This window comes from Roseburia faecis (assembly GCF_001406815.1).
GTDB classification, from domain to species: domain Bacteria; phylum Bacillota; class Clostridia; order Lachnospirales; family Lachnospiraceae; genus Roseburia; species Roseburia faecis.
Genome location: NZ_CVRR01000019.1, coordinates 263,167 through 277,170, shown reverse-complemented (window position 1 = coordinate 277,170; position 14,004 = coordinate 263,167). Strand labels below are relative to the sequence as shown.

The following is a 14,004-nucleotide window of genomic DNA, read 5'->3' as shown; positions in this document are numbered from 1 at the left end:
ATAGTCAAATGGTTGTTAAGAAACAAGTAGAGTATCCACTCTCACCTAAGCGCAATCGGGCGACTTAGTGTTCATACTTTTAGCATGTTATATGAATGTTAGATGTAATAGTGGATAGTCTGCCTATCCACTATTTTTTATTGGAGGTACAAAACCATTAGCGAATTAATGATTAACGAACAGATCAGAGACAGAGAGGTTCGTCTGATCGGACCGGATGGCGAGCAGATTGGTGTTGTCTCATCCAGAGAGGCACAGAAAATTGCAGATGAAGCCGGTCTTGACCTTGTCAAGATTGCTCCGAATGCAAAGCCGCCTGTATGCAAGGTAATTGATTACGGTAAGTATCGTTATGATCTTGCACGTAAGGAAAAGGATGCAAAGAAGAAGCAGAAGACAGTGGAATTAAAAGAAATCCGCCTGTCACCAAACATTGACACCAATGATTTGAACACCAAGATGAACGCTGCAAAGAAGTTCCTCGCAAAAGGCAATAAAGTCAAGATCACACTTCGTTTCCGTGGTCGCGAGATGGCACATATGAACAGCAGTAAGCACATCTTAGATGATCTTGCTGAGCAGCTTTCCGATATCGCAGTAGTGGAAAAAGCACCGAAGATCGAGGGAAGAAGCATCGGTATGGTGTTGGCAGAGAAGAGATAACATTTATTAAGGAGGAATACACAATGCCAAAAATTAAGACAAACAGAGCAGCAGCAAAGCGTTTCAAAGCAACCGGAACCGGAAAGTTAAAGAGAAACAAGGCTTACAGAAGACATATCTTAACAAAGAAAACAACAAAGAATAAGAGAAATCTCAGAAAAGCAGCAATGATGGATCAGACAAACATCAAGAACATGAAGAAGATTTTACCATACATCTAAGATTTGTTAAGGAGGATATAGGAAATGGCAAGAGTTAAAGGCGGATTAGGCGCTAAGAAAAGACATAACAGAACTTTAAAGTTAGCAAAGGGATACAGAGGAGCTCGTTCCAAGCAGTATCGTGTAGCTAAGCAGTCCGTAATGAGAGCCTTAACAAGTTCTTATTCTGGACGTAAAGAGAGAAAGAGACAGTTCCGTCAGTTATGGATTGCTCGTATCAACGCAGCAGCTCGTATGAACGGACTTTCTTACAGCCAGTTCATGCACGGATTAAAGGTAGCTGGAGCTGATTTAAACCGTAAGGTATTAGCTGACATGGCTGTTACAGATGCAGCAGGTTTTGCAAAGCTTGCAGAAGTTGCAAAGAAAGCATTAGCTTAGTCATCGGAAAAATGTTGGGTAGAAAACTCCGGACAAGTTGTTTGTCCGGAGTTTTTTGAAAAATATACGGGGAAAGGTATTGGAAACAATGGAAAAAAGAGAACAGCTCGGAAGCAGACTTGGGTTTATTATGCTCTCGGCAGGATGTGCAATCGGATGCGGAAATGTATGGAAGTTTCCCTGGATGTGCGGACAAAACGGCGGTGGCAGTTTCATGCTTGTCTATGTGATCTGTCTGCTCATTTTAGGGCTTCCGGCAATGGTGATGGAACTTTCCGTAGGACGTGCGGCACAGACAAGTCCCTTGTATATGTATGAGAAACTTTCCGGAAAACGCAAATGGAAAATTCCGGGGATTGTGTGTCTGATTGGAAATATTGCACTGATCGCGTTTTATTCCGTTGTTGCAGGCTGGATTATTTATTATTTTGTGAAGTTTCTTACCGGTCAGAATGCGGATTTGGGATTTGAAAAAATGATCACAACACCATCCGTAAATGTTGGTTACCTGTTGATCACGGTTGTGATTACATTTGTGATTTTGAGTTTCCGGCTGCAGGGAGGCCTTGAACGCATTACCAAATATATGATGTCGGCGCTTCTGGTGCTGATGCTGGTGTTGGCGATCCACAGTTTTACGCTTTCCGGCGCAAAGGATGGGCTGGCTTTTTATCTGATTCCGGACCTTTCCAAAATATCAGGTACAATGATTGTAAAAGCAATGAATCAGGCGTTTTTCACGTTGTCGGTCGGTATGGGTGGCATGGCGATCTTTGGAAGCTACATCGGGAAAGAGCGTTCCCTTTTGGGAGAATCCGTAAATATCATTGTTTTAGATACGTTTGTAGCAGTTGTTGCAGGCATGATTATGTTTCCTGCCTGCGATACCTATAATCTTGAAGTGACTGCGGGACCAAGCCTTTTGTTTGATACGATGGCGAGTGTGTTTAACCATATGCAGGGCGGACGCTGGTGGGGTGCGCTGTTTTTCCTGTTCATGGTGTTTGCTGCCATGTCAACGGTATTTGGAGTATGTGAGAATCTGCTTGCCATGATCCGGGAACTGACGGGCTGGTCACGTCCGGTGGGATGTATTGCCTGCGGGATTGGGACGTTTCTTGTGGCATTGACAACGGCGCTGGGGTACAGTCTGATTCGTTTTCAGCCGTTTGCAAAAGGCACGGCATGGCTGGATTTGTGGGATTTTATTGTGTCTAACAATGCGATGCCGCTCGGCTCACTGATACTGGCGCTGTTTTGCTGTACACGCCGGGGATGGGGGTGGAACAATTTCCTGCAGGAGGCCAATGCGGGAAAAGGCTTAAAAATCAAGGCATGGATGAAACCGCTGTTCTGTTATTTTGTGCCTGTAGGGATTTTATTTATTTATATTTATGGAATGTTCACGTTTCCGTGGCATTAGAAGAAAAGAGGGGCAAAAATTATTCTGTCCCTCTTATTTTTATGCGATAAGCTTTGGGAGAGGCCCCTTTTTTCTTATGAAAGGTTTTTGAAAAATACAGCCCATTATCAAATCCGACGGAATTTGCAATGGCGGTGATCGAAAGATTTGAGTGTTCCAACAGATAGCATGCCTGTTTCATGCGAAAATCCGTGAGGTATTCTTTTGGGGACTGCTGCAGCACCAGTTCAAAGGAACGGAACAGATGGCTGCGGCTTAAACCGACGTAGGCGGCAATATCTTCCACTGTGATCGGGTAGGAGTAATTGGCGCTGATATATTCGATACTTTTCTGGACGTAGGTTGCGGCTGTCAGCTGCGTTTCTTTTTGGGTGGAAGATTTTAGAAAGAGCGCCAGCGTGGTATAGAGCCGGCCGGTCATTTCAACGGCATGTTCAAATCCGTTTCCTCTGGCATCATAGATATGCAGAAGCTGACGTTTGACTTCTTCGCCGTTGGGAACTGCATGAATACATGGATGTTTGCGGGAAAAATCGGTTGCCTGCAGAATTGTGGCAGCGTCACTTCCGGTAAATCCGACCCATGCATATTCCCATGGCGTTTTTGCATCGGCACGGTAGATGATCTCCGTATTCGGATACACAAGAAAGGCATCTTCGGCAGAAAGAAAATGGGTTTCGTTGTTGACTTCGTATGTGCCTTTTCCCGAGATCACATAGTGAATCAGGTAGTGGTCGCGGATTCCGGGACCCCACTGATAGCCGGCATCGCATAGTTGGTATCCGACATTATAGACCGACAGGGAAACGAGTTCTTTTGCAGTTGCTTTGTAGGAATTTTTATATTGATCATTCATTGGAAATGCTCCTTACACGATTCTAGTATTGAGTTTATACGTTTTTTTATGCACATGCAACATTTTTACATGTTTTTTCTACATTTGGTTCTGTACATTAAGAGCCGGGAGCGATAGAATAGGGGTATCAGAAGAAAACAAAAGAACAGAAAGGGAGAGTGGAATTATGGCAATTTTAGTTACTGGTGGAGCAGGCTATATCGGAAGTCATACCTGTGTGGAACTGCAGAATGCAGGATATGATGTCGTTGTTCTGGATAATCTGTCAAACGCTTCAGAAAAGTCACTGGATCGTGTGGAGGCACTGACCGGAAAGAAAGTTACATTTTATAAAGGAGATATCCTTGACCGTGACATCTTAAATAAAATTTTTGCAGAGCAGAAGATTGACAGCTGTATTCATTTTGCAGGACTGAAGGCTGTCGGAGAGTCTGTGGCAAAGCCTTGGGAGTATTACAATAACAACATTGCAGGAACTTTAACACTGGTTGATGTGATGCGTCAGAACGGATGCAAGAACATCATTTTCTCTTCATCTGCAACCGTATACGGCGATCCGGCAGAAATTCCGATTACCGAGAACTGCCCGAAGGGACAGTGTACCAATCCTTACGGATGGACAAAGTCCATGCTGGAGCAGATTTTATCAGATATCTACAAGGCAGATAATGAGTGGAATGTGATCCTGCTTCGCTACTTCAATCCAATCGGAGCACATCCAAGCGGAACCATGGGGGAGAATCCAAACGGCATCCCGAACAACCTGATGCCTTACATTACACAGGTCGCAGTTGGCAAGTTAAAAGAACTCGGTGTATTCGGAAACGATTATGATACTCCGGATGGAACCGGTGTGCGCGATTATATCCACGTTGTTGATCTGGCAAACGGACATGTAAAGGCATTAAAGAAGATCGAAGAGAACGCCGGACTTTGCATTTACAACCTTGGTACCGGACACGGCTACAGCGTGCTTGATATCGTAAAGAATTTTGAGGAAGCAAACGGCATTAAGATTCCATACAGCATCAAGCCTCGCCGTCCTGGCGATATTGCAACCTGTTACTGTGACCCGGGCAAGGCAGAACGTGAACTTGGCTGGAAAGCGCAGTACGGAATTAAGGAAATGTGTGCGGATTCCTGGAGATGGCAGAAGAACAATCCAAACGGTTATGAGGATTAATTAAAAAAGAGGGAAAAGTCTTATTTTCGAATTTGTTTGAATATTTTTGAAAAATATGAAAAATATGCTTGACGAAGCGTGGAGTGTATGCTATTATAATACACGGTTCGTTGGTCAAGCGGTTAAGACGCCGCCCTCTCACGGCGGAAACACGGGTTCGATTCCCGTACGGACTGCTGAGATATAAATCCAGTGTTTATACAGATTCTTAGGAAGCTGTTGTAGGCACTGGATTTTTTGTTTTCTTATATGGTCATATATGAAACCGAAACGTCGGGTTAGAATGTCGAAACAAGATTACCTATGAGATGATGGGGATAAAAGTTATGCACTTAGTAAAATTGGAAGAGATTCCTGGTGCTAAAGAAGAATTGAAAAAAATTCGCAAACGATTCTACGATTGGATGAAAGATCCTTCTGCATTTTCAGAGTAATTCACAAAATACCCAAGAAACCTTGCAAAACAGGGCATTTCTTGTCAGCAGGAGGTATATTATGACATCAATTCGTGTTTTATTCGTATGCCACGGCAGGGCTATGGAAAGTCAGTAAAATCAAGGCTTTAGGGGGCATTACTTGGGTATATCGTGGCAAGTGTAGTAGTAAGGGACTACGGTAATACTACGAATGAGGGAATGCAAACAAGCCGATGTAGAAGTACAAATTTTAACGGTAGTAGCAATCGTTAGAATGTAAGGGCTATCGTTATATAGTGTGCAATCGTTGAAATGTTCAGCAGTATCGTGTAAAATGAATATCTAATTGGATATGAACATATAATATTAATGCAGCCATAAGCTGCGATTTGAACTTATTTTGACATTGACAAGCGGCTCATTTGGATGTATATTTTAAGTACAGTAAGAGATTACTGCAAATGTTTGTTGCTACTCGATATGCAACTCAAACAAGGTCGAGTTCAAATGTTTGTCGCTACTCGATATGCGACTTAGAAAAGGTCGAGTTCAAATGTTTTGAGGTTCCATTCGAGAGGATGGGGCCTCTTTTTAACGATAGGAGAAGAAATGGAAATAGGACATTTTTATTATATTGATGATCAGTACTTTAAGGATTTTCCAGATCCTTATTTGATGCAGAATAAGGAAAAAGTAAATGGACAGTTGCATGACAGACCATGTTTTTACGCATTCCAGGATAGTAATACTCAGCTATTTTGGATGATTCCGTTTTCGTCACAGGTTTCTAAATTTAAGGGGATTTATAATAAGAAAATGCAAAAGTACCATAGGTGCGATACAATTGTTTTTGGAGAAGTACTTGGTCATGAGAAGGCTTTTTTGATTCAAAATATGTGTCCGATTACAGAAAAATATATGAAAAATGAGTATTTGGACTCTGCTGCCAATATACCAGTTCGTGTTGATGGTAGATTGGAAAAGGAATTGAAGGATAAGGCAGGGAAAGTATTAGTGTTGCAGAGAAAGGGCGCAAAGCTGATTTTTCCAGATGTCTTTAGTATAGAACAGGAATTATTATAATAGATGGAAATATCTATCGAATATAGAGACAGTCTGTCTGATCAAAATCAGGATAAGGACAAGTATTCGTTGGTACTTGCCAATCCACCTTTTAAGGGAAGTCTGGATGCAGAGTCAGTTTCCGGAGATTTGCTTAAGGTATGTAAGACAAAGAAAACAGAATTATTATTCCTTACCTTGTTCCTTCGTATCTTAAAGATTGGTGGAAGATGTGCTTGTATTGTACCGGATGGAGTGCTTTTTGGATCTTCTAAAGCGCATAAGGATATCAGAACAGAGATTGTAGAAAATCAGAGATTGGAGGCTGTTATTTCCATGCCTTCCGGTGTGTTTAAACCATATGCCGGTGTATCTACCGCTATTCTGGTATTTACTAAAACAGAGCATGGTGGAACGGATAATGTGTGGTTCTATGATATGAAGGCTGATGGCTTCAGTCTTGATGATAAGAGAGCTGTTGTGTCTGAAAATGATATCACTGATATCATCAAGAGATTTAAGAATCGTGAGCAGGAAATTGATAGAAAACGTACCGAAGTAGAGTACCGCGCTCTAATATATCAAACTCAAACCTATAGAAAGTGCCTGTATCTGTTGAAGAGAATGTTGTCAACTCTTCATCAGTAAAAGTGACAGAAAAGATAAGTGGTGTAGATAAAAAATGAGCTCTATACCATTATAAACTGTGTTGGAAAAATGAACCATCATATATCCATCTTGCGCTTGTACACTTTTATGGCAACAAAAATGGTGAGAATATTTACAAGGCTTTGAAAAAAGAGAAATTCGAAGCACCTGCGGTTCGATGGAAGAAAGATACTAAACTAAAGAAATTTATTGAACTTATCTTGATTCACACGAATACAGCTAATATTGATGTTCCAGAATCGTTTTCAGGGTATCTATCAAATAACATAGTAGGCGATAAGAAGTCTATGAGTGCTAAAATCACAAAGCAATATCCAAAGAATGGAACGCAACTTAACAAGATATTCAAGCCATTTTATAAGACACTTGCAAAAATAAAGAAATAACAAGAAAGAGGCCAGAACGATAAAGGATGGCACGATATCGCCTAAGTCGAAGGCAAGTTCTTCTAACTCTGGAAATATAAAGATAAAAATATGAAAAAAGTATTTGACAAAGAGTATTGTGTATGATAGTATAATACACGGTTCGTTGGTCAAGCGGTTAAGACGCCGCCCTCTCACGGCGGAAACACGGGTTCGATTCCCGTACGGACTGTTACTATTATAAATATAATAGCCCAACCCGAAAAAATGTTGTCGTATGACAGCATTTTTTTTATTTAATCATAGGAAATTCCTTCCTATGATTAAATAACGCTCCGCGAGCTGCGCATCCTCGCGGAAATAAAGTTTATGATGGAGAAACGGCGGCAGAGGCTTTGGAAAATGTGGAAACAGTTATTTCCGAATGGATAGAGACGGCAAAGGCTATTGGGCGGGAAATTCCAGTGCCAAAAGGAAAATTGATGTACGCATAATGAAAAATCCAGTGTTTTCATGGAATCATCCGTGAAAACACTGGATTTTTACGAAATAAACTTCTTTACAATTCAATGGTCAGTTCCACAGGACAGTGATCTGAACCGAATACATCGGTATGGATAGCTGCTCCGGTGAGACTGGAATCCAGCCGTCTGGAAGTGATGAAATAATCGATCCGCCATCCGGCGTTTTTCTCGCGGGCTTTAAAGCGGTAGGACCACCAGGAATAAATGCCCTCGGCATCCGGATAAAAGTAACGGAAGGTATCCGTAAAACCGGCGCTTAAAAGTTCGGTCATTTTTTCCCGTTCTTCATCGGAAAAACCGGCATTTTTGCGGTTGGTCTTTGGATTTTTCAGATCGATCTCCGTGTGTGCAACATTTAAATCGCCGCAGAGAATGACCGGCTTTTTGCTGTCAAGCTGAAGAAGATAAGCGCGGAAAGCATCTTCCCATTCCATGCGGTAGGAAAGCCGTGCCAGTTCATTCTGGGAGTTTGGAGTGTAGCAGGTAACAAGATAGAAGCTGTCATATTCGAGGGTGATCACCCGGCCTTCGGTATCGCAGATTGCGGTGCCGATGCCGCGTGTGACCTGAAGAGGTTCGTGTTTTGCAAAGATTGCCGTGCCGGAGTAGCCTTTTTTCTCGGCGTAATTCCAGTACTGGTGGTAGCCCGGCAGATCAAGTGCGATCTGTCCTTCCTGCAGCTTGGATTCCTGAATGCAGAAAAAATCGGCATCTGCGGCATGAAAATAATCGAGAAATCCTTTTTGTACACAGGCGCGCAGCCCGTTAACGTTCCATGAGATAAGTTTCATTTCTGATGTCCTCCTGAGTTGCTTTTATACAAATTATATACATATGGGAAAGAAAGTACAAGTCTTGTTACTGCTTGCAGGGGAACAATAACCAGGCTTCTGAAAAAAGTACTTGACGCATGGCCTGTGCTATGATAGTATAATACACGGTTCGTTGGTCAAGCGGTTAAGACGCCGCCCTCTCACGGCGGAAACACGGGTTCGATTCCCGTACGGACTGCTGAAGTTCTTACCAGATATGGTAGGAACTTTTTTGTTTTATAAAATAAAAATATAAAATCCCTTGAAATCAGGGGAAAAGAGTGATATGATAACAAAAGTAGCATAGAAACTAAGGTTGAGAGAGGGCAGATGTCCTCTCTCAAATTTTTGTGAAAAATGCGATGATGAAGAAAAGAGGTGGTAACATGTCAAAAGCAAGTACTTATGAAGCAAAGACAGAACAGTTGATCCTTCCAATTTTGGAGAGGATGCAGTTTGAACTGGTAGATGTAGAATATGTCAAGGAAGGCAGCACGTATTATCTGCGGGCGTATATTGATAAGGAAGGCGGCATTACAATCAATGATTGTGAAGCGGTAGCACGTGAGATGAATGAACTGCTGGATCAGGAAGATTTTATTTCAGATTCGTATACGTTTGAGGTAAGTTCTCCGGGACTTGGCAGACCGCTCAAAAAAGAAAAAGATTATGTGCGCAATATGGGGAAGAAAATTGAAATCCGTACCTATCGCGCGATCGACCGGTGCAAAGAGTTTACAGGGATTTTGAAAGCATATGATGATACATCGGTAACAATTGCGGATGAGAACGACAAAGAGACCACCTTTTTGAAAACAGATATTGCACTGATCCGACAGGCAATTGATTTTTAGAACAATGACTTAAAAATACGATCAATATATATGGAGGATAAAAATCATGAATAATGAGTTATTGGATGCGTTAACGATACTGGAGAAGGAGAAAAACATCAGTAAAGAAACGCTGCTGGAGGCAATTGAAAATTCCCTTTTAACTGCCTGCAAAAATCACTTTGGAAAGGCTGACAACGTAAAAGTTGTGATTGATCCGGATACCTGCGAATATCATTGTTATCAGGAAAAAACAGTGGTAGAGACCGTGGAAGATCCGATTGAGCAGATCTCTTTGCAGAATGCCCAGATGATCAATGGAAAATATACATTGGGCGATATCGTTCAGGTAGAAGTAAAATCCAAGGAATTTGGCCGTATTGCAACACAGAATGCCAAGAACGTGATCTTACAGAAGATTCGTGAAGAAGAACGAAAAGTGATTTACGATGAGTATTTCAGCATGGAAAAAGAAGTCGTAACAGGTGTTGTTCAGCGTTATGTCGGACGCAATGTCAGCATTAATCTGGGAAAAGCAGATGCACTCCTGACTGAAAGTGAGCAGATCAAGGGGGAAACCTTCCAGCCAACCGAACGCATTAAGGTATATATTCTGGAAGTGAAGGCAACCTCAAAGGGACCGAAGATTCTTGTTTCCAGAACACATCCGGAGCTTGTCAAGAGACTTTTTGAGTCAGAGGTTTCCGAAGTGCGGGATGGTATCGTTGAAATTAAAGCAATCTCACGTGAGGCAGGAAGCCGTACAAAAATCGCGGTATGGTCGAACGATCCGGATGTAGATCCGGTTGGCGCATGTGTCGGAATGAACGGAGCACGTGTCAATGCGATCGTTAATGAGCTGCGCGGAGAAAAAATTGATATCATTACATGGGATGAGAATCCTGCAATTTTGATTCAGAATGCATTAAGTCCTGCAAAGGTTATTTCCGTTATTGCGGACGCTGACGAGAAAGCAGCAAAAGTTGTGGTTCCGGATTACCAGTTATCGCTTGCTATTGGTAAGGAAGGACAAAATGCCCGTCTGGCAGCCCGCCTGACTGGATTTAAGATTGATATCAAGAGTGAGACGCAGGCAAGAGAGTCCGGAGATTTCCTTGATTACGAAAATGATTATGAAGACGATGAGTATGATGATAATTATGAGTATGATGAGGAAGGATATTACAAAGATCCGGATGCCACAGAAGAAATTCCTACCGAAGCAGAAGCATCAACAGAAGAAGCGCCGGTAGAAGAAACATCAGCAGATGAGACTTCTTTTGAGGAGTAATTATGGCAAATAAAAAAATTCCATTGCGCAAGTGTGTCGCCTGTAATGAAATGAAGGAAAAAAAAGAAATGATCCGGGTAATTAAGACACCGGAAAATGAGATTATGCTGGATGCCACCGGTCGTAAAAACGGCCGTGGAGCATACATCTGTGCAGATCCTGGGTGTCTTCGCCTGGCAAGAAAAAACAAGGGACTTGAGCGCTCCTTAAAGACTGCAATTCCACAGGAAGTGTATGAGAGTCTGGAAAAGGAGATGAGTACACTTGCATGATAGCGTATTATCCATGCTTTCCATAGCCGCAAAGTCGGGAAATGTTGTAAGCGGTGAGTTTTCTACAGAAAAAGCAGTAAAAACAGGTCATGCCTATCTCGTGATTGTCTCTGCAGAGGCATCCGGGAACACAAAAAAGAGTTTTTGTAATATGACGGATTTTTACCATGTGCCATGCTATTGTTACGGAAGTAAGGAAGCACTTGGACGCTGCATCGGAAAAGAATTCCGTGCATCACTTGCCGTGACAGATGAAAATCTGGCGAAGGCCGTAGAAAAGAAGCTCAAAGAGCACACCGTATAAAAATATAAAACTGAATAACGGAGGTAAATTCATTTATGGCAAAAATGAGAGTTCATGAACTCGCGAAAGAGTTAAATATAAAATCACAGGATATTTTAGATAAATTAAAAAATACAAAGTTTGACGGAAAAAGTGCTTCCAGCAATATGGAAGAAGAAGCACAGGCACTGGTCCGCGGTGCTTTTTCGAAAGAAGCAAAACCGGCAGCAGATGTGAAAAAAACAGAAGTTGCAAAGGCAGGTGCAACAAAAACTGCGGATGGAAAAGAACGTCCAAAGAAGAAATCCAGCATCACAGCCGTATTTAATGCACAGTACAGCAAACAGTCCAGAAAGCCGGCAAACGGAAATAACAACAACCGTGGAAACGGAAATGGAAACGGTAATAACAGAAGACGGGAGGACAATAAGCGTCCGGCACAGCACAGCATCATTCGTCCGCGTCCGGTCGGGGAGCGTGCAATGCGTCCGATCAGTGAGCGTACGCCTTCGCCGACAGCGGATCTTGAAGTAAGTAAGCCGGCAAACAATAAACCGGCAGAAAACACAAATACCCGCAACAGCCAGGAAAACCGTGGAAACAATAATCATTCCGGTGGCGAGAGAAACAACAGACCGCAGAATGACAGAAACAATGACAGAGGCGGGGAGAGAAATAATAACCGTCATCAGGGAGATAGAAACAATAACAATCGTCCGAACGGAGACAGAAACAACAGCCGTCCACAGAACGACAGAAACAATAACGGCAGGAAGAACCGTTTCAGTAAAGAGCCGGCAGCAGTTGCAGCACCGGAAGAAATCCGCGGAAAGGACTCCCGTGGAAATAATGACCGCCGCAATAACAACAATAATCATCGGAAAGATCATGATAAACTCGGCGGAAAGAAACAGGAAAATTATGTAAACCTTGAGAAGCACGGCGGCAGAAAGAAACCACAGCAGCAGCCGAAGCCGAAGGAAGATGAAAATGTAATCAAGACGATCACACTTCCGGAAAAGATGACAATCCGTGATCTGGCAGACAAGATGAAACTGCAGCCATCTGCCATTGTAAAGAAACTCTTTATGAAGGGTGAAATGGTAACGGTAAATCAGGAAGTAGATTTTGAGACAGCGGAAGAAATCGCACTGGAGTTTAACTTTATCTGCGAGCCGGAGGAGAAGATTGATGTCATCGCGGAACTCTTAAAAGAGGATGAAGAAGATCCGAAGAATCTGGTCCCACGTCCACCGGTTGTCTGTGTTATGGGTCATGTCGATCATGGTAAAACATCCCTGCTGGACGCGATCCGTTCCACACGTGTGACAGACCGCGAGGCCGGTGGTATTACCCAGCATATCGGTGCATCTGTGGTGTCCATCAATGGACAGAAGATCACGTTCCTGGATACTCCTGGTCATGAGGCATTTACCGCAATGCGTATGCGTGGTGCAAATTCTACCGATATTGCAATCCTGGTTGTCGCTGCAGATGATGGTGTTATGCCACAGACCATCGAGGCAATCAACCATGCAAAGGCTGCCGGTGTAGAAATCATCGTTGCTGTCAACAAGATTGATAAGCCGAGTGCAAACATTGAAAAAGTAAAGCAGGAGCTTTCCGAATACGAACTGATTCCGGAAGACTGGGGTGGAAGTACGATTTTCTGTCCGGTTTCTGCACATACTAAGGAAGGTATCGACAATCTTCTGGAAATGATCCTTCTGACTGCAGAAGTGATGGAACTGAAAGCAAATCCAAACCGTAATGCAAGAGGTCTGGTCATTGAGGCACAGCTGGATAAGGGACGTGGTGCGGTAGCAACGGTTCTGGTTCAGAAAGGAACACTTCATGTCGGAGATTCCATTGCCTGTGGAAGCAGCTACGGTAAAGTCCGTGCCATGATCGACGACAAGGGACAGCGCGTGAAGAAGGCAACTCCTTCCACACCGGTAGAGATCCTCGGATTAAACAGTGTACCGGCAGCTGGAGAGACATTTGTTGTCTGCGATTCCGATAAGGAAGCAAAATCATTTGCAGATACTTATATTTCAGAGGAAAAGAACCGCCTGATCGAAGATACCAAGGCAAAGATGTCACTGGATGATCTGTTCTCCCAGATCCAGTCCGGAAATATGAAGGAACTTGATATTATTGTAAAAGCGGATGTACAGGGTTCTGTTGAGGCAGTGAAACAGTCACTTGTGAAACTGTCCAATGAAGAAGTGGTTGTAAAAGTGATCCATGGTGGTGTCGGCGCAATCAACGAATCTGATGTTATTCTTGCTTCCGCATCCAATGCGATCATCATCGGATTTAATGTCCGTCCGGACCCGATTGCAAAAGTTACCGCAGACAATGAGGGTGTAGATATCCGTCTGTACAAGGTTATTTACAATGCGATCGAGGATGTAGAGGCTGCCATGAAGGGTATGCTTGATCCTGTATTTGAGGAGAAAGTTATCGGTCATGCAGAAATCCGTCAGATCTTTAAGGCATCCGGTGTCGGTAATATTGCCGGTTCTTATGTACTTGACGGCGTGATGGAACGTGGATGTAAAGTTCGTATTTCCAGAGAAGGCGAGCAGATCTTCGAAGGAGATTTAGGATCCCTGAAACGTTTCAAGGATGATGTCAAGGAAGTTAAGGCAGGATTTGAGTGTGGTCTTGTATTCGACGGCTTTAATGACATTCAGGAACTTGATCAGGTAGAAGCTTATAAGATGGTAGAAGTACCAAGATAGGAT

Annotated in this window: 14 protein-coding genes, 3 tRNA genes and 1 pseudogene; 16 read left to right on the top strand and 2 right to left on the bottom strand. The window is 42.9% G+C overall.

Features of this window, described 5'->3' with window-relative positions; translation table 11 throughout:
* Positions 1-168: 168 nt before the first annotated feature.
* From infC to M72_RS08495, 4 genes are all read left to right on the top strand, one after another.
* Positions 169-663, top strand: coding sequence for a translation initiation factor IF-3 (gene infC / locus M72_RS08510; protein ID WP_022046649.1), 495 nt, complete (start codon positions 169-171; stop codon positions 661-663).
* A gap of 23 nt (positions 664-686) precedes the next feature.
* Positions 687-884 carry a 50S ribosomal protein L35 gene (gene rpmI, locus M72_RS08505; protein ID WP_022046648.1) on the top strand — a complete coding sequence of 66 codons (198 nt, stop codon included), beginning with the start codon at positions 687-689 and terminating at the stop codon, positions 882-884.
* A gap of 24 nt (positions 885-908) precedes the next feature.
* On the top strand, positions 909-1,265 hold the full coding sequence (gene rplT / locus M72_RS08500; RefSeq protein ID WP_055067893.1) for a 50S ribosomal protein L20: 357 nt from the start codon (positions 909-911) through the stop codon (positions 1,263-1,265).
* 88 nt (positions 1,266-1,353) lie between these two features.
* Positions 1,354-2,688: a sodium-dependent transporter gene (locus tag M72_RS08495; RefSeq protein WP_055067957.1), complete on the top strand. Its 1,335-nt coding sequence runs from the start codon at positions 1,354-1,356 to the stop codon at positions 2,686-2,688.
* 19 nt (positions 2,689-2,707) lie between these two features.
* Here M72_RS08495 and M72_RS08490 read toward each other — a convergent pair whose 3' ends face one another.
* On the bottom strand, positions 2,708-3,544 hold the full coding sequence (locus tag M72_RS08490; protein WP_022046645.1) for an AraC family transcriptional regulator: 837 nt from the start codon (positions 3,542-3,544) through the stop codon (positions 2,708-2,710).
* Between the two features lie 166 nt (positions 3,545-3,710).
* Between M72_RS08490 and galE the strand changes: the two genes are divergently transcribed.
* The 6 genes and pseudogenes from galE (at position 3,711) to M72_RS08460 (ending at position 7,471) form a co-directional block, all read left to right on the top strand.
* Positions 3,711-4,727 (top strand): UDP-glucose 4-epimerase GalE, encoded by a 1,017-nt coding sequence (galE, locus tag M72_RS08485; RefSeq protein WP_022046644.1) that lies wholly within the window; start codon positions 3,711-3,713, stop codon positions 4,725-4,727.
* Between the two features lie 104 nt (positions 4,728-4,831).
* Positions 4,832-4,903: transfer RNA gene (locus tag M72_RS08480), tRNA-Glu, on the top strand.
* 849 nt (positions 4,904-5,752) lie between these two features.
* Complete coding sequence (cptIN, locus tag M72_RS08475; RefSeq protein WP_055067892.1) at positions 5,753-6,226, top strand: type III toxin-antitoxin system CptIN family toxin; 474 nt, start codon at positions 5,753-5,755, stop codon at positions 6,224-6,226.
* 15 nt (positions 6,227-6,241) lie between these two features.
* A pseudogene (locus tag M72_RS08470) lies at positions 6,242-6,772 on the top strand (HsdM family class I SAM-dependent methyltransferase); the annotation flags it as partial.
* Positions 6,773-6,996: 224 nt separating this feature from the next.
* Entirely contained in the window at positions 6,997-7,260 is a 264-nt protein-coding gene (locus M72_RS17350; protein ID WP_055067891.1) for a hypothetical protein, read from the top strand.
* 139 nt (positions 7,261-7,399) lie between these two features.
* A tRNA-Glu gene (locus M72_RS08460) sits at positions 7,400-7,471 on the top strand.
* A 327-nt stretch (positions 7,472-7,798) separates the two neighbouring features.
* Here M72_RS08460 and M72_RS08455 read toward each other — a convergent pair.
* Entirely contained in the window at positions 7,799-8,554 is a 756-nt protein-coding gene (locus M72_RS08455; protein ID WP_055067890.1) for an exodeoxyribonuclease III, read from the bottom strand.
* A 148-nt stretch (positions 8,555-8,702) separates the two neighbouring features.
* Between M72_RS08455 and M72_RS08450 the strand changes: the two genes are divergently transcribed.
* The 6 genes from M72_RS08450 to infB all read left to right on the top strand — a co-directional run bounded on the left by M72_RS08450 (position 8,703) and on the right by infB (position 14,001).
* Positions 8,703-8,774: transfer RNA gene (locus M72_RS08450), tRNA-Glu, on the top strand.
* Positions 8,775-8,961: 187 nt separating this feature from the next.
* Complete coding sequence (gene rimP, locus M72_RS08445; protein ID WP_055067889.1) at positions 8,962-9,429, top strand: ribosome maturation factor RimP; 468 nt, start codon at positions 8,962-8,964, stop codon at positions 9,427-9,429.
* 46 nt (positions 9,430-9,475) lie between these two features.
* The gene (gene nusA, locus M72_RS08440; protein WP_055067888.1) at positions 9,476-10,699 is read left to right on the top strand and encodes a transcription termination factor NusA; all 1,224 of its coding nucleotides are present in this window, start codon (positions 9,476-9,478) and stop codon (positions 10,697-10,699) included.
* Positions 10,700-10,701: 2 nt separating this feature from the next.
* A complete protein-coding gene (rnpM, locus tag M72_RS08435) occupies positions 10,702-10,971 on the top strand; it encodes an RNase P modulator RnpM (RefSeq protein WP_022046638.1) in 270 nt (89 codons plus the stop codon).
* A 13-nt stretch (positions 10,972-10,984) separates the two neighbouring features.
* Positions 10,985-11,275 (top strand): L7Ae/L30e/S12e/Gadd45 family ribosomal protein, encoded by a 291-nt coding sequence (locus M72_RS08430; RefSeq protein WP_055067956.1) that lies wholly within the window; start codon positions 10,985-10,987, stop codon positions 11,273-11,275.
* Positions 11,276-11,310: 35 nt separating this feature from the next.
* Positions 11,311-14,001, top strand: a complete 2,691-nt coding sequence (infB, locus tag M72_RS08425) for a translation initiation factor IF-2 (RefSeq protein WP_082413837.1) — start codon at positions 11,311-11,313, stop codon at positions 13,999-14,001.
* Positions 14,002-14,004 lie beyond the last annotated feature (3 nt).

Coding starts and splice junctions, on each gene's coding strand:
- M72_RS08455 (WP_055067890.1), bottom strand. CDS start 8,554: ATGAAACTTATCTCATGGAACGTTAACGGGCTGCGCGCCTGTGTACAA.
- galE (WP_022046644.1), top strand. CDS start 3,711: ATGGCAATTTTAGTTACTGGTGGAGCAGGCTATATCGGAAGTCATACC.
- rimP (WP_055067889.1), top strand. CDS start 8,962: ATGTCAAAAGCAAGTACTTATGAAGCAAAGACAGAACAGTTGATCCTT.
- cptIN (WP_055067892.1), top strand. CDS start 5,753: ATGGAAATAGGACATTTTTATTATATTGATGATCAGTACTTTAAGGAT.
- M72_RS08430 (WP_055067956.1), top strand. CDS start 10,985: ATGCTTTCCATAGCCGCAAAGTCGGGAAATGTTGTAAGCGGTGAGTTT.
- infC (WP_022046649.1), top strand. CDS start 169: ATGATTAACGAACAGATCAGAGACAGAGAGGTTCGTCTGATCGGACCG.
- rplT (WP_055067893.1), top strand. CDS start 909: ATGGCAAGAGTTAAAGGCGGATTAGGCGCTAAGAAAAGACATAACAGA.
- infB (WP_082413837.1), top strand. CDS start 11,311: ATGGCAAAAATGAGAGTTCATGAACTCGCGAAAGAGTTAAATATAAAA.
- rpmI (WP_022046648.1), top strand. CDS start 687: ATGCCAAAAATTAAGACAAACAGAGCAGCAGCAAAGCGTTTCAAAGCA.
- rnpM (WP_022046638.1), top strand. CDS start 10,702: ATGGCAAATAAAAAAATTCCATTGCGCAAGTGTGTCGCCTGTAATGAA.
- M72_RS08495 (WP_055067957.1), top strand. CDS start 1,354: ATGGAAAAAAGAGAACAGCTCGGAAGCAGACTTGGGTTTATTATGCTC.
- nusA (WP_055067888.1), top strand. CDS start 9,476: ATGAATAATGAGTTATTGGATGCGTTAACGATACTGGAGAAGGAGAAA.
- M72_RS08490 (WP_022046645.1), bottom strand. CDS start 3,544: ATGAATGATCAATATAAAAATTCCTACAAAGCAACTGCAAAAGAACTC.